The organism is methanotrophic endosymbiont of Bathymodiolus puteoserpentis (Logatchev) (genome assembly GCF_900128525.1).
GTDB lineage: Bacteria > Pseudomonadota > Gammaproteobacteria > Methylococcales > Methylomonadaceae > Methyloprofundus.
On record NZ_FQTQ01000179.1, the window covers coordinates 1 to 20828 of the forward strand.

General features: G+C 40.0%; 25 protein-coding genes. All 25 read left to right on the forward strand.

What is annotated here, in order from left to right:
• Nucleotides 1-137 precede the first annotated feature (137 nt).
• The 25 genes from BQ7314_RS13085 (at nt 138) to BQ7314_RS13200 (ending at nt 20679) form a co-directional block, all read left to right on the forward strand.
• A complete protein-coding gene (locus tag BQ7314_RS13085; RefSeq protein ID WP_174484136.1) occupies nt 138-557 on the forward strand; it encodes an antirestriction protein in 420 nt (139 codons plus the stop codon).
• A gap of 128 nt (nt 558-685) precedes the next feature.
• The gene (locus tag BQ7314_RS13090) at nt 686-1525 is read left to right on the forward strand and encodes a ParA family protein (RefSeq protein WP_174484137.1); all 840 of its coding nucleotides are present in this window, start codon (nt 686-688) and stop codon (nt 1523-1525) included.
• 2 nt (nt 1526-1527) lie between these two features.
• Entirely contained in the window at nt 1528-2547 is a 1020-nt protein-coding gene (locus BQ7314_RS13095; RefSeq protein ID WP_174484138.1) for a ParB/RepB/Spo0J family partition protein, read from the forward strand.
• A complete protein-coding gene (locus BQ7314_RS13100) occupies nt 2522-2821 on the forward strand; it encodes a TrfB-related DNA-binding protein (protein ID WP_174484139.1) in 300 nt (99 codons plus the stop codon). The genes BQ7314_RS13095 and BQ7314_RS13100 overlap by 26 nt, the downstream gene beginning before the upstream one ends.
• Before the next feature lie 87 nt (nt 2822-2908).
• Nucleotides 2909-3316 carry a hypothetical protein gene (locus tag BQ7314_RS13105; protein WP_174484140.1) on the forward strand — a complete coding sequence of 136 codons (408 nt, stop codon included), beginning with the start codon at nt 2909-2911 and terminating at the stop codon, nt 3314-3316.
• A 55-nt stretch (nt 3317-3371) separates the two neighbouring features.
• Nucleotides 3372-3818, forward strand: a complete 447-nt coding sequence (locus BQ7314_RS13110; protein ID WP_174484141.1) for a S26 family signal peptidase — start codon at nt 3372-3374, stop codon at nt 3816-3818.
• Entirely contained in the window at nt 3806-4399 is a 594-nt protein-coding gene (locus BQ7314_RS13115; protein WP_174484142.1) for a lysozyme family protein, read from the forward strand. Before BQ7314_RS13110 ends, BQ7314_RS13115 begins: the two co-directional genes overlap by 13 nt.
• A gap of 471 nt (nt 4400-4870) precedes the next feature.
• Nucleotides 4871-6688 (forward strand): DUF3363 domain-containing protein, encoded by a 1818-nt coding sequence (locus tag BQ7314_RS13120; protein WP_174484143.1) that lies wholly within the window; start codon nt 4871-4873, stop codon nt 6686-6688.
• A complete protein-coding gene (gene traG / locus BQ7314_RS13125; protein ID WP_174484144.1) occupies nt 6685-8787 on the forward strand; it encodes an IncP-type conjugal transfer protein TraG in 2103 nt (700 codons plus the stop codon). The genes BQ7314_RS13120 and traG overlap by 4 nt, the downstream gene beginning before the upstream one ends.
• On the forward strand, nt 8784-9218 hold the full coding sequence (locus tag BQ7314_RS13130) for a hypothetical protein (protein WP_174484145.1): 435 nt from the start codon (nt 8784-8786) through the stop codon (nt 9216-9218). Before traG ends, BQ7314_RS13130 begins: the two co-directional genes overlap by 4 nt.
• Complete coding sequence (trbB, locus tag BQ7314_RS13135; protein WP_174484146.1) at nt 9215-10168, forward strand: P-type conjugative transfer ATPase TrbB; 954 nt, start codon at nt 9215-9217, stop codon at nt 10166-10168. Before BQ7314_RS13130 ends, trbB begins: the two co-directional genes overlap by 4 nt.
• A 69-nt stretch (nt 10169-10237) precedes the next feature.
• Nucleotides 10238-10558 carry a TrbC/VirB2 family type IV secretion system protein gene (locus tag BQ7314_RS13140; protein WP_174484147.1) on the forward strand — a complete coding sequence of 107 codons (321 nt, stop codon included), beginning with the start codon at nt 10238-10240 and terminating at the stop codon, nt 10556-10558.
• 9 nt (nt 10559-10567) lie between these two features.
• Nucleotides 10568-10819: a VirB3 family type IV secretion system protein gene (locus BQ7314_RS13145; RefSeq protein ID WP_174484148.1), complete on the forward strand. Its 252-nt coding sequence runs from the start codon at nt 10568-10570 to the stop codon at nt 10817-10819.
• Between the two features lie 10 nt (nt 10820-10829).
• Entirely contained in the window at nt 10830-13280 is a 2451-nt protein-coding gene (gene trbE / locus BQ7314_RS13150; RefSeq protein ID WP_174484149.1) for a conjugal transfer protein TrbE, read from the forward strand.
• Between the two features lie 17 nt (nt 13281-13297).
• Nucleotides 13298-14128 (forward strand): TrbJ/VirB5 family protein, encoded by an 831-nt coding sequence (locus tag BQ7314_RS13155; RefSeq protein ID WP_174484150.1) that lies wholly within the window; start codon nt 13298-13300, stop codon nt 14126-14128.
• A 78-nt stretch (nt 14129-14206) separates the two neighbouring features.
• The gene (locus tag BQ7314_RS13160; RefSeq protein ID WP_217423853.1) at nt 14207-14464 is read left to right on the forward strand and encodes an EexN family lipoprotein; all 258 of its coding nucleotides are present in this window, start codon (nt 14207-14209) and stop codon (nt 14462-14464) included.
• 9 nt (nt 14465-14473) lie between these two features.
• Nucleotides 14474-15730 carry a type IV secretion system protein gene (locus BQ7314_RS13165; RefSeq protein WP_174484152.1) on the forward strand — a complete coding sequence of 419 codons (1257 nt, stop codon included), beginning with the start codon at nt 14474-14476 and terminating at the stop codon, nt 15728-15730.
• A 21-nt stretch (nt 15731-15751) separates the two neighbouring features.
• Nucleotides 15752-16447 (forward strand): conjugal transfer protein TrbF, encoded by a 696-nt coding sequence (trbF, locus tag BQ7314_RS13170; protein WP_174484153.1) that lies wholly within the window; start codon nt 15752-15754, stop codon nt 16445-16447.
• Between the two features lie 53 nt (nt 16448-16500).
• A complete protein-coding gene (trbG, locus tag BQ7314_RS13175) occupies nt 16501-17475 on the forward strand; it encodes a P-type conjugative transfer protein TrbG (protein ID WP_174484154.1) in 975 nt (324 codons plus the stop codon).
• Nucleotides 17476-17511: 36 nt separating this feature from the next.
• Complete coding sequence (locus BQ7314_RS13180; protein ID WP_174484155.1) at nt 17512-18801, forward strand: TraB/TrbI/VirB10 family type IV secretion system protein; 1290 nt, start codon at nt 17512-17514, stop codon at nt 18799-18801.
• Nucleotides 18776-19129 carry a chalcone isomerase family protein gene (locus BQ7314_RS13185; protein WP_174484156.1) on the forward strand — a complete coding sequence of 118 codons (354 nt, stop codon included), beginning with the start codon at nt 18776-18778 and terminating at the stop codon, nt 19127-19129. Before BQ7314_RS13180 ends, BQ7314_RS13185 begins: the two co-directional genes overlap by 26 nt.
• The gene (locus tag BQ7314_RS13190) at nt 19119-19466 is read left to right on the forward strand and encodes a hypothetical protein (protein ID WP_174484157.1); all 348 of its coding nucleotides are present in this window, start codon (nt 19119-19121) and stop codon (nt 19464-19466) included. The genes BQ7314_RS13185 and BQ7314_RS13190 overlap by 11 nt, the downstream gene beginning before the upstream one ends.
• Nucleotides 19467-19476: 10 nt before the next feature.
• A complete protein-coding gene (locus BQ7314_RS16165; protein WP_425356650.1) occupies nt 19477-19770 on the forward strand; it encodes a DUF5658 family protein in 294 nt (97 codons plus the stop codon).
• 379 nt (nt 19771-20149) lie between these two features.
• Complete coding sequence (locus tag BQ7314_RS13195) at nt 20150-20407, forward strand: type II toxin-antitoxin system RelB/DinJ family antitoxin (RefSeq protein ID WP_174484158.1); 258 nt, start codon at nt 20150-20152, stop codon at nt 20405-20407.
• Nucleotides 20407-20679: a type II toxin-antitoxin system YafQ family toxin gene (locus BQ7314_RS13200; protein ID WP_174484159.1), complete on the forward strand. Its 273-nt coding sequence runs from the start codon at nt 20407-20409 to the stop codon at nt 20677-20679. Before BQ7314_RS13195 ends, BQ7314_RS13200 begins: the two co-directional genes overlap by 1 nt.
• The last annotated feature ends 149 nt before the right edge of the window (nt 20680-20828 follow it).

A 20828-nucleotide genomic window follows, 5' to 3' on the forward strand; every position in this document is an offset into this window, starting at 1 on the left:
TTGCAGAGGGTTTTAAAGAGTCAATGCGAATTGTATTTGATGAGCACCTGAGGCAATGGAATTATACTGCCATTCCTGACGCAACAACTTTATAAGTTGCCTAAGTTATTTCATGCACATTCCTAGGAGATTAAATTATGTGTGAAGAAGTTGAAATTGTTGTAAATTCAGTTGTTGTTCCTGAATCTATCCGTATGAATAAACTGCCTGAATATTTCGGTGGTAAATTTCTTATTTGTGAAAACCTTATTTATCATTACATGGAAAAACTTTGCTCTGATTACCAGGGGGGATATTGGAATTTCTATGAATTATCGAACGGGGGGTTCTTTATGGCTCCCAGTCTTGATGCTGAATCATTGAATTTGATCTGGGCTAATAACTACTTTGATGGATCGCTAAGTCTGGAGGCTGCCGGTATTGTCGCTTGCCTGTTTTCTTATAACCACATGGCATCCATTGGTGGTGGTGATCAATTTATTAATTTGTATCATTGGCTTCTGGAATATTCCTGGTCACACCCTGAAGGCGGAGTTATTGCCAAAGCAATAGATTAGATTCTCATGAGAACAATTATTTTGTTCTTGGATTATTTTCAGTAACATGATTACATAAAGGTTGACACTAGGTATATACATTTATATACTTGGTGTCGGCTTTAATCGCTTTCTTTAAGGATTTTATAATGGGTAAAATCGTTACATGCACCGTTCATAAAGGTGGAACTGGTAAAACAACGCTCAGTGTTGCTTTGGCTTGTTATGCCGTAAAACAGGGTTTAAGTGTGGCTATTGTTGACCTGGATAGCCAATGCAATGCCACTAAACAGTTTATTGCTCTTGATCAGGTTGGTGAGTGTTTAACCGCCAGTGATCTATTCGATATGACGGATTTACAAACTAAAACAGTCTGTTTTGTGCCGCATAAAAAGGGCGATATAGAGCCGGATAATGTTTTACATGATTCATTAGATAATGCAGTTAAGCATAGATTCTCTGTTATTCCGGCGAATGATGTGTTGCTCAGTGTTGAGCGTTTGCCGATTGAGTCAGCATCAATTTTTTCTAAAAATCTACGATCTTTGTCTGAATATTTTGATTTGGTTGTTTGCGATACTCCGCCAACAAAAGGCTTTGGTATGCTGGCTCCACTGATGGCTTCTGATTATGCTTTTTCGCCAATCAATCCAGACGCTTTTTCATCTGATGGGGTTGCCAGTCTTTTTGAAAAAATCAGAGCCATTAAGGAAGAAAAAAACAAAAAACTGGAGTTTCTAGGGTTGGTAATAAACAGGTTGAACACGCATAGCCCATTACAAAAACAGGTGGCTAATTATATGAAAGAGCAATTAGGAAATAATGTTATTTCACAGGTTATTGCTGAAAGGTCAGCAATCAGTAATTCCGCTTTTTCACGTCGCCCTGTCTGGTATCAGGCTCGATCAGGTTCAACCAGAATTGCCGCTAAAGAGATAAAAAATACGATGAAAATCTTACTCGATAAAATGGAAATGAACGAGGCTTAACGATGAAAAATATTAATCTTAGCTCTATAGATAATCTCGCATTGAGTCTTGATCAGCCTCAAAAGGGAGAAAAAATAACCTTGCTTTCACTTGATAAAGTCATTCCTGATCCTGATCAACCCAGAAGGGACAGGAATAAGGAAGCAGATAATGAACTGGCTAATAGTATCAAGGAAGAGGGTGTGATCCAGCCTATTATTGTACGTCCTGAAAATGACGATGGATACCACATGATAATTTGTGGGGAACGTCGTTATGATGGTTCAAAAAAGGCCGGACTTGATACGATTCCTTGCATAGTTCGAGATATTGAATCCAGTATGATTTTAACTATCCAAACGGTTGAAAACATACAACGCGATAATATGTCATTAGCTGATGAAATAGAAGCTGTTGCCAAAATAGCAAAGGTACATGGAACCAAAAAAACGGCGGAATTGTTAGGCAAAAAAAGCCAGTATGTCAGCAAAAGAGTTCGCGTATATAAAGCTAATTCCTATCTATGGGACTTTATAAAATTAGGCTATAGCAATGACTTTGCTGCCTTCTATGAGTTGGCCTTACTTGACAGTAAAAATCATGATGAAGCCAAAATATTAGTCGATTCATGGATACTATCACCCACAATAAGAACATCATTGCGAACGCAAGTTGAAGATATAAAAAGACGGCTTTCAAAGCCAAAGAAAAACAATGTTATTGATATTGATTCTTCAAATGATGTTGATTCTGTAAAACTTAATGATGATGTTATTGAGTCAATTAATACGATAGAAACGGTATTAAATGATAGCTCTGATAGCACTATGGAAAATGGAAAAAAGGAAAAAAATAAACCTAAAAAGGTAAAAAAGGATAAGCCATTAAATGTAGGTGGTGTACCAGATTCATTTAAAGTTAAGTCATTACAAGATAGAAAGTTACTTTCTTTCACATTTGATGATGGCGTATTAATTGATATTGAAATATCTAACGATGACTGGATGAATTTTGTCAATGAAGTTAACAAAGAAAAAGTTTAATACTGTTATAAGTAACATAAAAATAAGCGAAAGAACACGACTTATGGCTTATGAAATACTCGTTAATCAAAAGAGTTCTGAAGAAGTCGGTCGTAAGTTTGGTGTCACACGTCAAGCAGCTCACAAAGCTGCTTTGCGTGTATGGCGAAGTTATCTGGAATCAATTGATTGCCCTGAAGGGTGGACTTCAATAGAACTCATTGTTCCACCTGAGTTGAAAGAAAGATTTGAAAAAATTCAACAACAATTGCTGATTAAGCATTCAATTTTATAAATCAATTTGTGAGGCCACTATTATGAAATTTGTACAATTTTTATTATTCATGATTGTTGTTTGGGGATTTTTAGAAATATTTTTTTGATGACTATTGCTGTTTCATTGTTCAGAAAAGATGACAAATTTTACACGCAATTACTTTATGGAAGGCCAACTAAAATAGTTAATAGTGATAATGGTAAAATTGCTCTAGTGAGTGAAAATGAATTATTTCTTTATGAAACGGTTGTCAGAAAAACAAATGTTTATTTATTTCGTGGTGTTGGTGATATATCCATTCCATTTGTAAGTCCTGGAGTCAATCTTATTTCTCATGGGAACAATATCATGCAAAAAAATAAATTGATAAAAACTCTGAAATGGTTAGAAGATCATGGCTATGATCCAAATCAGTTTGATGATGATTTTTGGTTAAGGGTTCAAGCAATTATTAATTCTAAAAGCTATGGAAAAAAACATCTATTATCTCTCATTGAAAAGGAAACCAGTTAATCTGATTCCTGTTCTATTGGTATTGTCTACATTCATATTTATAGCCATTATTTTTATGAATTCTGGCAAAAAATATCTCGTTTATAACCATACAGATAGCATACCAAAAGGTTTTTATTATCTGAATAATGACATTTATATTGAATCTGTAAAAAATGGTGATCTGATTGTTTTTGATGTTCCCGATCAGGTAAAAGAAATGGTCATTCATAGAAGGTGGCTAAACGTAAACGATACACTGACAAAGCCTGTTAGTGCAAAGGCAGGTGATTTTGTTTGTACGAATAATAGAACTGTAATCGTTAACAATATTTCGTATGGTCCCATTGAAGAATACGATTCAAACGGTAGAGAAATGCCCTGGTTCAAATATTGTGGAACAGTAAAAAAAGGAGAAGTTTTTGTCTTTATAGATAATTCCAAGAGCTTCGATTCAAGATATTATGGTCCTATACCTGCTGCTGAGTTAATTGCAAAGGCAACGCCACTATGGATATTTTAAGTCTGATTCTTTCATGCTCATTATCAATTAAATTCGATGATAATTTGATTCAGTCAATCATCATGAATGAGAGCTTTAACAATCCAATATACGTTAGAGTTGAAGGTTCTAAATTTGGTGTTGGTTATCAGAACAAAGATGACTCAATTAGTGCTATCAATGAAATTATGAAATCAGGTAAGGAATCCTATATTGGACTAATGGGAATCCCTTTAAGTGATGCTATTAATAACGGATATACAGCCAATGATCTTCTTGATGAATGTTTCAATATACAGTTAGGAACAGCCAATATTGATATGTTTATGGATCATTGTAAAGCTGAAGGTAAAATTGATATATCGACCTGTTCAATAAAAAAATATGCAAAATATACAGGTCAAAAATCAATCATTTTTACCAATAAAGTGATCCATAAAGGCATTCAATTTGTGTCAAAAAGTAACCAAAAAAATGAAAACCCTTTGATAAAAAACCAATCGGTTCACCTTGATATAGGAAAAGGTAGAAGAAGCAAAGAGAGTGTTTTTATAGACTTCAACATAGATAAAGAACGTGGTGAAATGTTAGATGATAAATAAAAATAATACCTATCATCCTTGTTTAAATACCTTGGGGTTTGGGACAAAGCCCCAATTAAATTTTAGCGTTTGCGAAGCAAACACTTTACTTGGTTTCGTGGTAATAAAGAGAAAGTGGTCATGTGTAGGCGTTTAATAGATAGGGCAAGATAAAGCAATGTATCTAAAACCTTATAGGTTTTTGATTACATTGCTATAAGTGTGTATCCATTTTTGTTTTTATATATCTATTAATATTATATACTATTGATATTATTAGTAATATTATAGACACATTGGTGATTTATGTCCAATTACCCCGATTCCCTAGATGATCTGCCTATCTTTAGTCCATCCACAAGCAAGGCTAAATCCGAACCTGTTCCAATGGTTAAAAGCTTCAGGAACAATGTTTCAAGGCGCGTCGGTTTGAGACAGAAAAAAAACGGCAGGAAAGGTGCAATCCGAGGTGGAAGTCCCAGGCGAGGAAAAATGGCAGAATCCGTTTATAACGTAGGCAGTTCAGCAAGGCGTGTTGTCGTCAAAGCCCGTGTTGTTAAAATGAATAACTCCTACGGGAAAAAATCAGCCGGTTTGCACATGAAATATATTGAAAGAGACGGGGCAGGAAAAGACGGAAAAGAGGCGGAACTATTTGATAGTAAAACATCGAGTAAAGACATAACAGAATGGACAGAAAAAAACATTGAATGGGCAGAACATACAGAAGGAGAGCCACACCAATTCAGGGTTATCATTTCACCGGAAGATGCACACGAACTTAATCTTACAGAATACACTCGCGAGTTAATGGAAAGGGTGCAAACAGACCTTGGCCGTGATCTGGTGTGGACGGCTGCAAATCATTACAACACAGACAATCCTCACACCCATTTAGTGATTAGTGGATTAGATAAAAACGGTGAAGAAGTCTGGATTGATCGTGAGTATATATCGAATGGAATAAGGAACCGAGCAAGAGAACTGGCAACACAAGAACTTGGTCATCGTAGTGAACATGAAATAGATACAACATTGAATAAGGAAATTACACAAGAACGATTCACATCACTGGACTGGAAAATTGATAAAGTTTCTCATGGGAACATTGTTGATATGAGTGTCTATCCTGATGATATAGATGCGCGTAAATTACACGGAAAATTGATTGCCAGGCTGGATCATCTTGTAGGTTACGGGTTAGCGATAAAAGATAATAGTCATGAATATATATTACAAGATGGATGGGATACTAAGCTGCGTGAAATGGGGGAGCGTGGCGACATCATAAAAACGCTTCACAAAGAAATTAAGGCTGATCCAACAAAATACAGAATATATGATAAAGATGATCATGATAATGTTGTGACAGGTCGGCTTGTGAGAAGTGGGTTACATGATGAACTCAACGACCGTTTTTATATGATTGTTGAAGGTCAGGATGGAAGTGCTAATTACATTGTAATGGACAAAGGAACTGATGTTACAGAATACAAACGCGGGTCAATTGTCAGTGTTGAAAACTATCAGGATTCATGGATTAAGAAAAGTGATTACGTAATAGAAACATTTGCTAGATCAAATCAAGGTATTTATGACCAGAAAGAGCATGTCAAACAAGTTATAAAGCACCCTGAATTACTTCCTAATGGTGTAGCACCAGAGGGGTATACCGATGCGATTAGCCGCCGTGTTAGTCGCTTAGCCAGGTTTGGGCTGGCTCAACAATTAGGTAGTGGTTTGTGGAAGATTGAAGACAACTTAACGGATGAATTGTCACGGCGTGACCAGGAATCACCAAACCCAAGAAAGGTTCGTATCAGTACGATAGATGAAAGATTGTTACAGCAGCAAATAAAGGCCGAAGGCAGGGCGTGGATTGATACTATTCATGTAGAAAACAATGCGCCTTATTCTTTTGGGTCAGAATTGAATCAGGCCATCAAAAAACGGCAAGAATTTATGCAAAAGGAATTGGGCTTAAAGGGGAATGAAAAAGGGCTGTTAAAAATGCTGGATAACATTGAAAGACAAAAGTTAGTACAAGATTACGCAGACAGTTCATTAAGACGTTACAAGCCGTTAAAACAGGAAATGTTTACCGGTACGCTGCATAAAAAAATCACTGCACCCAGCGGCCAAGGTTATGCTTTGATTACATCTGAACATAACAATGGTATTGATAAAGAGTTCTCTCTGGTTCCCTGGCGAGATAATATGAAACGCTCACTGGGTAAGCCAGTGTCATTTGGCCTTTCAAAACAGAATATACCTATTGTCAAAACATTAACAAAAGGTCTACAGCGATGACCGAAAATACACAAGCCCCTTGGGGCATTATAAAAGAGGATTCTCGCTCAATTTATTACATTAATTTAATATCGGGCGTTTTGATAATTACGCTGGGTGTTTGGGGGGCAACGCAATACTGTGCATATGAACTAGGGTATCAAGAAAATCTGGGTGATCCCTGGTTTATTTTATTTGGCTATCCCGTCTATATACCCTGGCGTGTTTTTGAATGGACGTATTACTATGAAGTTTATGCGAGAGGTGTTTTTGCAACGTCTTATTTATTCATTTATGGATCATTTGCAATAGAGGCTATTTTACTGGTTTATATTGCGGTTTGGAGGGCAAGGAGAAATAAGGCGGGGGATGCCTATGGAACGGCTCGCTGGTCCACTGAAAAAGAGCTGAAAGAGGCGGGTTTGTTCGCTGGTGAAGGCATTGTTATCGGTCAAACGGTTGATGGTCAGTTGCTACAACATAATGGGCCGGAACATGCCCTGGTATTTGCCCCGCCTAGAAGCGGTAAAGGGGTAGGGTTAGTTATACCAACCTTATTGGCCTGGAAGGGTAGCGTCATTGTTTATGACATCAAGCGGGAAAACTGGGAAATCACAGCCGGTTTCAGAAAAAAATTCTCCCATGTTTTACGATTTGAACCCACATCTGTTTCATCCGTGAAATTTAATCCATTGCTTGAAATCAGAAAAGGCGATAACGAATACAGGGATGCACAAAACATTGCAGAAATGATCATTGATACCGGTGATCCGAACCATAAGAATGACCATTGGGAAAGAACCAGCAAGGCGCTTTTTATTGCGGCTATTTTACATGTTTTGTATGCCGAAAAAGATAAAAGTATTCCAGGTGTTGCCAGTTTTCTGACTGATCCAAATAGAAACATTCTACAGACATTAACTTACATGATGACCTATAAGCATTTAGGTGATCGGCCCCATCCTATTATTGCCAGTATGACCCGTGAGGTGCTAAATAAATCTGAGAATGAATTGTCGGCGGTTCTGAGTACCGCAACATCCTTTTTAACGCTCTATCGTGACCCTGTTATTGCCAACAATATTCGTGACTCCGATTTTGCAATTTCAGACCTGATGAACTTAAAAAACCCGGTTAGTTTATATTTCACTATACCCGTGAGTGATGCTGAACGAACCAAGCCTTTAATTCGTCTGGTTCTTAATCAAATCGGGAGGCGGATTACCGAGTCCATGAGTCATGACCATTCGCAGCCGGATTACCGGCACAAAATGTTATTGATGATTGACGAATTTCCAACGCTGGGGCGGATGGACTTTTTAGAATCTGGCTTGGCTTATTTTCCTGGTTACGGGATTCGTGCCTATTTAATCGCGCAATCTCTGAATCAGATCGAAAAACATTACGGTTCCAATAACGCCATTCTGGATACTTCGCATATTCGGATTACTTATGGCGCACTGGATGAGAAAACGGCAAAGCGCATATCGGATTTACTGGGACAATCCACCCAGGTTAGAAAAATGGCCAACTATGCCGGTTCCCGTCTGGCCCCGTGGTTAGGTCATGTGATGGTGAGTGAGCAGGAGTCCCCCAGGCAATTATTAACGCCTGGTGAAATTCTCAATATGCCACCTCATGCGAATTTAATTCTGATCGGTGGGTTGTTCCCTTATTACGGGCGTAAAGTTACCTATTACAACGACCCGCGTTTTAAGAATCGCGCTAATTTACCGGCTCCGAATTCTGAAGAAGAACAGCGCAAGGAATTTCCCAAACCTATAACGCATCCCTGGGTTTATATCGAAAAGATGGAAGAAATGTCTGTTTCTCATGAGAACATTGATCCTGATGGTTCTCTTGATATATCCCCTGTTCATGAGGACGGTATCAATACAGGAATAGATAATGAAAATGAACGTGGTCTCGATGAACACGAATTAGCACTACAAATGGAATCATTAGAAGATGACCGCATAAAAGATGAAAAGGAATATGAAAGAGACGAAGACCGAAATATCAATAATCAACAAGCCCAACGCCGCCTTATTAATCAGCGGCAACAAGGACGGCTACAGGAATTATCCAGAGACCAAAGTGGGGGAGACTTGCCTTTATGAATAAAAAGTTCCAGACCTATCTTGATCCTAAATTGGATAAGAACTTGCGTCAGTATTGCGCGAAATCAGGCAAGTCTATTAGCAGCGTCACCAATGCAGCGATACGCGCTTATCTGGATGAAACAACTGATACTAAATTGTTGTTCAGGCGATTGGACAAGCACACACGCGCTCTGGCTAAAGCCAATCGGGATATTCAATTGATGGCAGAAGCCTTATCCGTGTTTGTCAAACTCTGGTTTGCTCATACGCCGCGTATTCCAGACAACGACAAGGAAAATGCCCAGCGGTATGCCGCACAACGCTATGAGCAGTTTTGTGATTACGTTGCGACACAAATATCAGGGGGGCATTATTTTGTTGATGATTTGGTTCAGGATTCACCCATATCAGAAGATGAATTAGACGCTGCAAGGGAGGATAAGCCATGAAAGATATTAGTGATGAAGTTGTTCGACGAAAGCAGACACAATTAACTACAGCTCTTGATCCTGTTTTGCATCTTTTAAATGACGCTGATGTGGTTGAAGTGATGATCAATCCAGATACCCGCGTCTGGGTTGAAAGAATAGGCGAGCCGCCGGAACAAACTGATATTCAAATAACCACGGCAGAAATAGAACGGGCCATCCGTCTGGTTGCTTCCATCATGCAAACGACTATTTCAACTGATAACCCCAGTGTCGCAGGTACACTACCCCAATGGAATGCGAGAATCCAGGCATCCATGCCGCCAATGGTAGACAGTCCTGCACTATGTATTCGGCTGCCGGCCAAAAAAGTTTTTAATTTGAATGATTATGTCGCCAAGGGCATTCTAACGGTGAGCCAGTCGCAGATTTTGCATAACGCGGTCATGGATCGAAAAAATATCTTGTTAGGTGGTGGAACCGGTTCTGGTAAGACGACATTGGCAAATGCTTTGCTTGATGTCATCTCAGTAACCGGTGATCGTGTCATCATTATTGAAGACAATCGAGAATTACAGTGTAATGCACTTAACAAGGTTCACTTTTATACGGATGCTAATGTATCATTGCAGCGCGCTTTATTTGACAGTTTAAGGTGGCGGCCTGACCGGATCATCATTGGGGAGGTTAGAGATAAAGCTGCCCTTGATTTACTCAAGGCGTGGAATACAGGACACCCTGGCGGTGTTGCAACCATTCACGCAGACAGTACCCGCGAAATGTTAACCCGCATGTGTCAATTGATTGAAGAAAATAATATGGTGGCTCCAAAGGCGTTTGTGGCCCAGACTATTGACCTGTGCGTTCATATCAAACGTGATAAAAACTCGCCTGCCGGTCGGTGTCTATCGGGTATCTCTGAGGTGACTGGATATAAAAATGGTGAGTGGTTAATTTCACCTGTTGACTAACGAAAAGAAATCATTTATTTTACTTCATAGTATATAATTATATATACATTTAACTTAAAAGGAACCATTATGAAATATAGACGTAATACCATTTTCTTCTTGAGTCTTTTTACCCTAATGTTTCTCATGGGAACAAATGCGGAGGCTGCGACAACAACCGGTATGCCTTGGGAAACCCCGCTTAACAATTTATTGAATTCATTAACTGGGCCTGTGGCTCGTGTAATCGGTGCGATTTCAATTGTCGTTTTTGGGTTTGGTCTGGCGTTTTCTGAAGGTGGTGGTTTAATTCGCCGTGCCATGTGGATTGTTTTAGGTTTGACTATTGCGTTTAATGCCTTGTCCTGGAGCTTGACCTTCTTTGGTTTTACCGGTGGATTGCTTATTTAGGAGAAAACAATGGAAGATGGCTACACAGCCCCTATTCATCGGGGATTAATTACCCCAATATTGATTGTCGGCTTGCCTAGAACGTTGGCGTTTATCTTGTGGACGACCGCCTGCGCCGTAGGTTTCGGGTTGCAGGAAATATGGGTGTTACCCATCTTTTTTATTTTTCATATCGGGTTTGCAATTTTGACTAAAAAAGATCCCTATTTTTTTGATGTTTTCAAATTTGCAATGAAAGCCCCTCGCCGGTTAGACCCGTAGGAGTTATGGCATGTTTAATTTATCCGAATACCGGAAAAAAACAAAGTGGTTAAGTGACTATTTGCCTTGGGCGATGTTAGTTGCCCCTGGTGTCATTTTGCAAAAAAATGGCGTTTTGCAAAAAACCATTGCTTTTCGTGGGCCTGACTTGGGAAGTTCTTCACCGGCTGAACTTCAATCCAGTAGCGCACGATTGAACAATGTTCTTAAACGGCTGGGTTCTGGATGGGCGTACTTCTCTGAGTCCCAGCGTTTCAGGACAAATGAATATGTGTCCTGTCAGTGGCCAAATTCTGCAAGCTGGATTGTCGATGAAGAACGGCGTGGACATTATGAAGATGAAGGAGATCACTTTGAATCCAATTATTTTTTAACGTTTACCTGGGTTATGCCACCCGATAAGGTTAAAAAAGTGGAAGCTGTTTTTATTGATGATCCGAATCGTGATGCACACGACCAGGATTATGATAACCAGCGAGACTTGAGTTATTTCATTAAAACGGTCAAACATATTGCCGGAATCATGCGGGATGTTTTTCCAGAAGTTGTTGAATTGAATGATGATGAAACGCTGACTTATTTACATTCCACCGTTTCATCAAGAAGACATCCGGTAAAAACACCTGATACCCCAATCTATCTGGATCATATTCTGACCGATCAGGCGTATCAACCCGGTGAAATTCCTGTATTGGGAAATAACTATGTCATGACGGCTACGATAAACGGGTTTCCATCGGAAGCATGGCCGGGTATTTTGGATGGACTCAATCACCTGGCTCTTGAATATCGCTGGTCAAGCCGGTTTATCTGTCTGGACAATCAAGATGCAAAGAATGAGGTTGATAAATATCGCAAGAACTGGTTTTCAAAACGAAAGTCATTATTTACTCTGGTTAAAGAACAGGCATCCGGTACAGAGTCACGTATTGTCGATACCGAGGCTGAAAGTAATGCGGTTGATGCGGAAGCCGCTTTAGAGGAACTGGGTAATGATGTTGTGGCGTATGGTTATTACACTTCGACCATTACTGTCTGGCATCCAGATTTGGATATATGTCATCAACGGTTAGATACCGTGATGCAGGTGATTAATAGCAAGGGCTTTACTACGCGGCATGAAACAACCAATTCATTTCATGCGTGGTTGTCTTCGCTGCCAGGACACGTATATTCCAACGTGCGCCGCCCCTTGATTAATACCTTGAATGTGGCACATATATTCCCGTTGAGTGCCATTTGGTCAGGTGATCGACATGATTATCACCTGGCGAAAGAAACGGGGATAGCGGCCCCTTTACTGGTTTGTAATACAACCGGTAATACCCCTTTCAGATTATCTTTATCAGTCGGTGATGTGGGCCATACCTTTATTGCTGGGCCGACCGGTAGCGGTAAATCAACATTGCTCGGCATACTGGCTATGCAATGGCTAAGATACCCGAAAGCACAGGTGGTCTTTTTTGATAAAGATCGCACTGCAAGAGCGGCAACAATGGCAGTCGGTGGGTCTATCTATGAACCTGGCAATGAAGATCGTCCCGTTGCCTTTCAGCCGTTAGTCAATATTGATCAAAAACCGGACTTGAATTGGGCGGAAGGTTGGATAGAAACGCTTATGGATTTACAGAATTTAAGCTTAACGCCAAAGGATAAAACAGAAATTCATAATGCGCTTCAATCGTTGGCAACTTCACCCAGGAAACAACGAACGATAGGCGGCTTACAGCAATTAATCCAGAATCAAGATATTCGGGATGCGTTGATGCAATACACGCTTGAGGGAACCTATGGGCAGTTATTCGATAGTGACAACGATACGTTGCAGGATGACTTCTGGACGATGATTGAAATGGGGTCATTAATGGATTTGGGAAATAGCGCGATTGTTCCCGCGTTGGGTTATTTATTCTATCGAATTGAGCAGCGTTTTATTGGGCGCCCTACTCTGTTGATTCTGGATGAAGCCTGGCTGTTTATGGATCACCCATTTTTTGCTACACGGTTAAGGCAATGGCTGAAAACACTCAGAAAAAAGAATGTCTTTGTGGTGTTTGCTACTCAGGAAATTGAAGATGCCATTAATTCGCCAATCTGTTCTACTCTGCTTTCGGCCTGTATGACAAAAATCTTCTTGCCAGATAACAGTGCTACCGATCCTTTGACATCGGAAGCCTATACCAAATTAGGACTGTCTGAAACTGAAATTATTAATTTGAGTAGAGCTGTTCAGAAAAAAGAATATTTTTACCGTTCACCCAAAGGTAAACGACTGTTTGATCTTGAACTGGGGGATGTTGCCCTGGCATTCGTCGGTCGTTCTTCACCTTCTGATCAAGCTTTTATGGATGATCTGGAAAAGAATCATTCATCGGAGCAATGGGCTGAATTATTATTACGCCAACGTAATTTAACCTGGGCAGCGGATATGGTCAGTGAACCGTTATCTGTAGCTTCTTAATTTTTAGAGGATAGACAATGAAAAAAAATGTTCTCATGAGAAACTTTAAAATCATGGTTGCAACGTCTGTTGTCTCATTGATACCGTTTTCACAGGTCAATGCAACAGGTATTCCAGTTGTTGATATTGCTCATATCGGTATACAAACCGGTTTCTGGACGGCAGATTCGGCAGAACAGGCCGCCCAAACCGCAGAGCAAGTTATTACCAGTGCTGAAAATGTTTTGCAGACGATAGAGTCTGTGACGCAGACTGCACAGCAAATAAAAATGGTTGCGAATTGGGTCAAGAATCTGGACCAGTTAGGCGCTTCTGAGTGGGTTGGTTTGATCAATGACAATGTGATTCAGTCTGCTGAAATAACCAATGTCATGAATTCTGTTGCAGCACTTCAATATGATGCCGCTCGGATAAGATCACAGATGAACGCCATATTCCCGCAAGGCGGCGACTGGTCAACCTATAACTTCAGCAATTTAAGAAATGCCAGACAAACATGGAATAGCACGTTAACAGATGCTGTTAACGGGGCTATGCAGGCACAGGCAGCAATCAACAAAATCGCGGCACGTAATAACCGTATCCAAACATTACTTAATGATAGTAATGGTGCAGATGGAACCGTTCGACAAATTCAAGTCGGTAATCAATTAAATGCTGCGCTGATTGCATCCGTTAATGATATGAACCAATCCATGATTGCGACTCAACGGATGTTTGCGATCAAACATCAAATGGAGATTGCTGAAAGAGAGGCCGGACAGGAGCAATATGTTCGTTTAATGTCTGGTTACACCAATCGAGGGGCGGCAGTCACAGTTCCATCGTCTTTACCACCTGTAAGATGATTATGAATATTTACTATTAATCAATCGTGAGCCTAAAGTACAGGTTCCACCATCATTACAACCAATCCAATAATTATTATGAAATATTTACTATTAATACCCTTGATTTTGACTGTTTTAAATGGGTGCAGCCAAGAAGAAGTTGAAGCCACTAATTACATAAAAGACCGTGCAACAGAAGAGGCGTTATTAGAGAAGAAAGCGGAATACTTTACAAACCATCAAGATGAATTGAAAACACAACGCGCTCAATGTAGAAAAATGCCAAGACAGAAGGCTATTAATTCTTCTGAATGTAAAGCAGTCTCGCGGGCAACGGCCTATTTGGGTTGGTAAGGTATAGCTATGAGTTTTAACACCCTGACTACCACATTATTGAACTTTATTGGTATTTTCTCATTAGGTTATGGAAATCTTTATCCATCTACTTTGTGGCTATTCCTGGTTCTATTAGGAATAGAGGTGGTTTTGTTCGGTTTGTATTGGGCTTTGGGCGGTGGGCAAATTCTGGATGCCATAAAAAAAATATTATTTATCGGTATCTGGTTCTGGATAGTCAGTTCATTTCCTGTATTGGTGAATCAATTTGTGAATTCATTGATTCAGGCAGGTAGCACCGCCGCTGGCGGGTTGACTTTCAATCTACTTGATCCATCAGCGATAGCCGCAAAAGGTCTGGATGTCAGTCAACCTATTATGGATAAATTAGATAGATTTCCTGCTTATAGACTCGATTTGATAATAATTTACGGTATTTTGTTTTTAGTGGTAATGGTTATTTTTCTGTTACTCGCTATTCAAGTCTTTATTACTGTTCTCGAATTCTATTTGATTGTAGCCATAGTTAGTATTTTCTTACCTTTTGGACTAATGAAGCATACCAAGTTCTTAGCTGAAAAGTCGATAGGAGCCGTTATTTCATCAGGCATAAAGATGATGGTGTTGTCTTTTATTTTGAGTGTTTCTGGCCCTGTTATACTCGCGGCTGCTTTAGGTTTTGATCCATCACTAAATGAAATATTTTCATTAATTTTAACAGTAGGGGCTATTGGTTTTCTTTCCTGGAATGCCCCTGGTATAGCCGCCGGACTCATTGCAGGTTCCCCTTCCCTATCTGCGGGTACTGCTGTTCAAAATACAGTGGCCGGTGGTTTTATGGCAGCGGGAGCGGCGGCTGGGTTAGCGAATGCAACAAGGGCCGCTGCTTCGATGACCGGAGGTGCAGCACGTTTAGGAGCCGCAGCGTATGGTTCGGCTTCTACTGGTGCGAATCTGGCTCTTGCGGCCAGTTCTTCAACAAATCCAGTCAACAGGGCGGCTTCCGCTGCATTGGGTTCTCTTTATGGTATGGGTTCAGCAGCAGGAAATCAAGTGAAAAGCACTGTCTCGAATATGGCAGGTAAGGCAGGAGAACCGCTTTCTAATGCATCAACTAACGGCGCAAGGATGACAATGGGAATGGATAAAAAAACAACGGCTGCGAGTACATCATCTGAAGCCCCCGCATGGGCCAAACGCACTATGCAGCGAGCCGCTTCAATGCACCATTCAATACCACAGGAAGCTCGGCCTTCAGGCGGCAATATAAACCCTAATTTATAGCATTCACTCTGGAGTTTTAATGTGAAAGAAGCAAAAACAGCAAAATGGGAAAATGAAAATCCCATACCCGAAACGCCCTATCAACGAGCAGAACAGGTTTGGGATGAACGGATAGGGAGTTCAAGAAAGCAAGCTGAGAACTGGCGGATCGCTGCCTTTGGCAGCATGTTTATTTCATTAGTTAGTGTAGGCGGCATGATTTACTTAGGCCAGTTGCCTAAAACGGAAGTTGAGGTTGTTCAAGTTGACCAACTGGGTAATGCTAGGTATTCAGGTCGTGCCGGACAAAGTATGGCGGAATGGCGACCATCAGAAAAACAAATTGAATTTCATTTACGGCGTTTTCTGCGTATGACCCGTTCATTGTCCTCAGATATGATGGTGGTACGGCAAAACTGGCTCGATGCCTATAACTACATTGCCGATGAAGCGGTTAATCAACTGAATTCAGAAACAAGGGCATTATCGCCGTTCAAACGGATGGAAACACAAACGGTCAGTATTTCGATTGAAGATACATTAAGACTTTCACCCGATACTTGGCAAATAGATTGGAGTGAACAAATATGGTCTAAAAAAGGCGATATGCTGGGAAAAGAACATTGGCGGGGAACCTTTAAGGTTGAAATGCAAATACCCGACAGTAAAGAAAAATTAGCCAAGAATCCATTGGGTATGTACATCACACATTACTCTTGGTCAAAGGTATTCCGGTAAGCTTTTTTTTTAATATTCGTGCATATATTTTTATATACTTTTAAGGATTAATTATGTATTTACATGCTCTATTTATTCTTTCATTTGCCCTTGTTATCAATGGCTGTGCTACTCAAAAACCCATCAGCCGTGATGATTATGTGAAGGCGGTAAAAACTGAATATATTGAACCTGTTCCTAAAGTCGTTACCGTTCCTAAGGTCATAGCTGCGCATCAATTGAGAACGTTTTCCGAAGAAGATCGCAAGAAAAAGCCAAACAACAAGCCGCCTTATCGCATCATTGAAGCGGCCAATGCAGCAGCCACATATAAACCGGATCATTACGGCTATTTCAACGCCATTATGCAATACGATTATGCGGAAGGAGCCTTGTATCAGATTTTTTGTGCTCCGTTTAAACTGACGGATATTCAATTGCAACCAGGTGAAGAGCTGTTAGGCAAGCCTGGTATCGGTGATCCTGTTCGCTGGAAAGCCGGTTCCAGTACATCCTATAAAAACGGCCAAAAGATTCAACATCTATACATTAAGCCAACCCGACCAGACTTGAATACTACGCTGATATTAACCACCAACAGACGGACTTATCATATCGAGCTGCATTCGTATAAGAAAACATATATGTCGGCTGTGTCGTGGATTTACGCGCAAGATGAACTGGATTTATATTCCGCGCAAGCAGAAGAAATACGCCGTGAAAATGAGATGATTCAAACGTCATCAGTAGATATTAGTCATGCTAATTTTAATTACACGATTGAAGTCGATGAAGGCTCGCCAGTCTGGAAACCTGTACGTGTATTTGATAATGGCAAAAAGACCTATATTCAATTTCCTGATGCACTGGCCTCTAGTGAAGCCCCTGCCCTTTATGTTTTGAAGCACGGTGACTTACAGATGGTTAACTATCGGGTAAAAGAAAACTATTACATTGTTGACCGGCTGTTTAATCAAGCTAAATTACGTATTGCCCAAGAAGGCGGCGAAGAAATTGTTTTAATTATGAATGATAACAAAGGTTCTTAAAATGTTCTCATGAGAACATTTTAAAAGGATGAAATTATGTCAGAAACAGATAAAATTAGCCCGGATAGTGCTTCACTTAGAATGTCTACAGCCCAACCCAGACGGTTAAAACAAGGCCCGATTATCGCACTTGTTTTTGCTGCAATCGGTATCATTATCATTGCGTTTGCTGTCGCTATGCTGAGTGAACCTGATAATGTAGGTGTTGCTGAAGATAACCTGGTTCCAGCCGATGATAATCGGCTGCCTGGCTTTGTAAAAACTGGCCCTAAAAACTATTCAGAGATTCCAAGGCCCGTGCCTAAACTGGGGCCAGCTCTTGAGGGTGATATGGGGCATGTCGGTGTGGTTGCTAAAACAACCACATTTAAACGCCCCGTTGCTCCAGCCAAACGTGAATTAACCCCTGAAGAACAACGCCTGATAGCCGAACGCATACAGGCCATGAAAGCCGATGTTTTTTTTCCAGGATTTAATGAAAAAAGAGAGCAAGATTTATCAGAAAAAAATCAAGCTGAATTACATTCCAATTTAGCCGAAAGACGTTCTGCATTGCGTGGTAATCGACCGACCTATTCACCCGATTTATCGGCTCTGAAACAGAAGACGGAATGGGACTCACAGAATAAACAAAGCGATAAATCCAGCTTTCTTGAAAAATACAGTAAAGATTCACCAAATGCTTACTTAAAAGCCACAATAACTCATCCGGTTTCACCGTATGAAGTGAAAGCAGGAACTATCATTCCAACGACATTGATCACGGGTATTAATTCTGATTTGCCAGGTCAAATTGTCGGGCAAGTTCGTGAAAATGTTTTTGATACTGTGACCGGTAATTATCTATTAATTCCTCAAGGAACGCGCTTGGTTGGGCAATATGATTCTGGTGTTGCTTTCGGTCAGGAACGTGTTCTGGTAGTCTGGCAGCGGTTAATTATGCCAAATGGTGCATCTATCAATCTGGAAGGAATGCCTGGTGTTGATTTGACTGGATATGCAGGTTTTAAAGACAAGGTAGACCGCCATTGGTTACAATTAGCTGGGGGGGTTATTTTGTCCAGTATTATGTCCGCCGCCGTCACCTCTTCGCAAGGTAGTCAGACAGGTTTTAGTCCAACTTTGAGTCAAGGTTTTGTATCAAGTATTGGGCAGGATATTAATAGAACTGGTCAAAAAATTGTCGATAAAATGTTAAATCGGCAGCCAACAATAACAATAGCCCCTGGATTTGCAGTGAATGTTTTTGTTAACAAAGACATGATATTGGAACCATATAACGCCAATAGGGGAAAGCGTTTTGACACTAATTTTGCAACAAACTAAAGCTGAACCTGAGCTAGTGAATGCTATTAAAAACTATACAAAAGTGCATAATGAAATATTACAAGAAGTCTATGCTAAAGCGATCAAAGAATTTATTGATTCATTCAAAAATATTGCTCCAGGTGAACATCACCCGATCTTTTATGCCAGTCCGTCTGCTGGCTTGACTATTAATCTTAAATTACCTGAAAAATTGAAAAATGAAGCCGTACAATTAGCAACAAAAGAGCAAAGCAGCGCACGTAGATTATACTATACTGCGTTGTTACGATTTGCATTAAACAAAAAACTTATCAATTCAAAAGAGGATATAATGCATGGCAATTAGTCTGACTATTCCAAAGGTTTCTGAGCCTGTTCGTGTCAATTTTAAACTTCGTGAAGACTTGGTTAAAAATTTTAATCTTTATGTGAAAGCTGCGAAGGAAGTTAACCCGAGTTGTGATGAATCGATAGTTCTTGAAGCCATTTTAGAACATCATTTAAAGCGAGATAAAGAGTTCAAGAAATGGTTAAAAAACTATTCCCCTGATGCTGATTCAGATGAGACCAAAAGTGGTTCTTCTGATGTTAAGGGCGATGAAAAAAAAGAAAAAACAAAATCATCTGATTTTCAATCTGGAATGAGTTCAACTATAAAGGATGCAACGTTAGAAACAAGTTAAGTTTAACTTTTTGAGTATTTTTACCCTTTTAATTTTTTTCGTTTTCCTGAATTTTATTGACCTATTTTTCACGATTAAAATCGTTTCAGCCGGTGGTCATGAGGCCAACCCTTTTATACGTTTTTTTATTAATCGTTGGGGCTATTTTGGTCTTTTAGTATTCAAGATATTGTTTATTATATTTGTTGGCTGGATGGTTTTTAGCCAGTATTTTATGGAACTTGAATTAATAGCCGCGAATATTGTATATATTTGCGGTCTATTCTTTCTTTATAAGGAATATAAGAAGATCACGGCTGAATAGAATTTTTAACACGTACCACCCTATTTGACCTAGTAACTAGCGGTAACCATCCTATCATAAACAAAAAGGGTAACGTGGCCAGCTCACTTGGTCGCTATAGATGTTACCCCTCGTTCGCAGCCGATTAGCTCCGGCTCCCCTACCCCATCACTCTTGGTTTAAATACCTTGGGTGAAGCCGAAGGCTGAGGGCAAAGCCCTTCATGATTCATCTTTACTCTGATGTGGGGATAGATGTTATATCAACTGTTTACTTTTTTGCTAATAGTGAATCCTTCCTACTCAAGTATGTGCTATGAGTAAGAAAGACTCACTTGAGTCTATAGGATTAACCGTTTATACTGTAGCTACATTAGGGCTACATATTTAAGGTAAAAATCATGCGTACAGATACAGTCGTAAGAGCCAGAATTGACAGTGATACCAAAGAACGGGCTACCGCTGCATTAGAAGCAATGGGGTTGTCTGTTTCTGATGCAATACGCCTTTTGATGCTGCGTATTGCGGAGGAAAAACGCTTGCCATTTACAGTGCAAGTTCCAAATGCTTCGACTAAAAAAGCAATGGAAGAATTAGAAAGTGGACATGGTAAGCGTTTTGATAGCTCCGATGAGCTTTTCGATGACCTGGGGATTTAATGCTCACTCCCGTCCGTTCATCCCAGTTCAAACGCGATGTTAAACGCCTCAAAAAACGCGGGAAGGATATGGAGAAATTGCGGAATTTACTGAGTCTTTTGGTAGAACAGGAAACTTTGCCTGATTTTTACCTGGACCATCCTTTGCGCGGTAACTGGAAAGGTTATCGGGATGCCCATATTGAGCCGGATTGGTTGTTGATCTATCGAGTAGCAGATGACGAATTGCAATTAACCCGCACAGGTAGCCATTCTGATATTTTTTGTGATTAGCAAAAAAATATTTTTGTAAGTGGTTAAATACCCCCATTAGTCCATACGATTAACGAAATGCACAACAAAAAACGGTAGTGGGTGAAATCTGTTATTCCACTTAATTATTTGAGAAAATGAAAAATATATATCATACTGACTCAAATGAA

What these genes read in the sequence shown, in the direction of transcription:
- BQ7314_RS13085 (WP_174484136.1), top strand. Translation starts at nt 138, where the DNA reads ATGTGTGAAGAAGTTGAAATTGTTGTAAATTCAGTTGTTGTTCCTGAA.
- BQ7314_RS13090 (WP_174484137.1), top strand. Translation starts at nt 686, where the DNA reads ATGGGTAAAATCGTTACATGCACCGTTCATAAAGGTGGAACTGGTAAA.
- BQ7314_RS13095 (WP_174484138.1), top strand. Translation starts at nt 1,528, where the DNA reads ATGAAAAATATTAATCTTAGCTCTATAGATAATCTCGCATTGAGTCTT.
- BQ7314_RS13100 (WP_174484139.1), top strand. Translation starts at nt 2,522, where the DNA reads ATGAAGTTAACAAAGAAAAAGTTTAATACTGTTATAAGTAACATAAAA.
- BQ7314_RS13105 (WP_174484140.1), top strand. Translation starts at nt 2,909, where the DNA reads ATGACTATTGCTGTTTCATTGTTCAGAAAAGATGACAAATTTTACACG.
- BQ7314_RS13110 (WP_174484141.1), top strand. Translation starts at nt 3,372, where the DNA reads ATGAATTCTGGCAAAAAATATCTCGTTTATAACCATACAGATAGCATA.
- BQ7314_RS13115 (WP_174484142.1), top strand. Translation starts at nt 3,806, where the DNA reads ATGGATATTTTAAGTCTGATTCTTTCATGCTCATTATCAATTAAATTC.
- BQ7314_RS13120 (WP_174484143.1), top strand. Translation starts at nt 4,871, where the DNA reads ATGGCAGAATCCGTTTATAACGTAGGCAGTTCAGCAAGGCGTGTTGTC.
- traG (WP_174484144.1), top strand. Translation starts at nt 6,685, where the DNA reads ATGACCGAAAATACACAAGCCCCTTGGGGCATTATAAAAGAGGATTCT.
- BQ7314_RS13130 (WP_174484145.1), top strand. Translation starts at nt 8,784, where the DNA reads ATGAATAAAAAGTTCCAGACCTATCTTGATCCTAAATTGGATAAGAAC.
- trbB (WP_174484146.1), top strand. Translation starts at nt 9,215, where the DNA reads ATGAAAGATATTAGTGATGAAGTTGTTCGACGAAAGCAGACACAATTA.
- BQ7314_RS13140 (WP_174484147.1), top strand. Translation starts at nt 10,238, where the DNA reads ATGAAATATAGACGTAATACCATTTTCTTCTTGAGTCTTTTTACCCTA.
- BQ7314_RS13145 (WP_174484148.1), top strand. Translation starts at nt 10,568, where the DNA reads ATGGAAGATGGCTACACAGCCCCTATTCATCGGGGATTAATTACCCCA.
- trbE (WP_174484149.1), top strand. Translation starts at nt 10,830, where the DNA reads ATGTTTAATTTATCCGAATACCGGAAAAAAACAAAGTGGTTAAGTGAC.
- BQ7314_RS13155 (WP_174484150.1), top strand. Translation starts at nt 13,298, where the DNA reads ATGAAAAAAAATGTTCTCATGAGAAACTTTAAAATCATGGTTGCAACG.
- BQ7314_RS13160 (WP_217423853.1), top strand. Translation starts at nt 14,207, where the DNA reads ATGAAATATTTACTATTAATACCCTTGATTTTGACTGTTTTAAATGGG.
- BQ7314_RS13165 (WP_174484152.1), top strand. Translation starts at nt 14,474, where the DNA reads ATGAGTTTTAACACCCTGACTACCACATTATTGAACTTTATTGGTATT.
- trbG (WP_174484154.1), top strand. Translation starts at nt 16,501, where the DNA reads ATGTATTTACATGCTCTATTTATTCTTTCATTTGCCCTTGTTATCAAT.
- BQ7314_RS13180 (WP_174484155.1), top strand. Translation starts at nt 17,512, where the DNA reads ATGTCAGAAACAGATAAAATTAGCCCGGATAGTGCTTCACTTAGAATG.
- BQ7314_RS13190 (WP_174484157.1), top strand. Translation starts at nt 19,119, where the DNA reads ATGGCAATTAGTCTGACTATTCCAAAGGTTTCTGAGCCTGTTCGTGTC.
- BQ7314_RS13195 (WP_174484158.1), top strand. Translation starts at nt 20,150, where the DNA reads ATGCGTACAGATACAGTCGTAAGAGCCAGAATTGACAGTGATACCAAA.
- BQ7314_RS13200 (WP_174484159.1), top strand. Translation starts at nt 20,407, where the DNA reads ATGCTCACTCCCGTCCGTTCATCCCAGTTCAAACGCGATGTTAAACGC.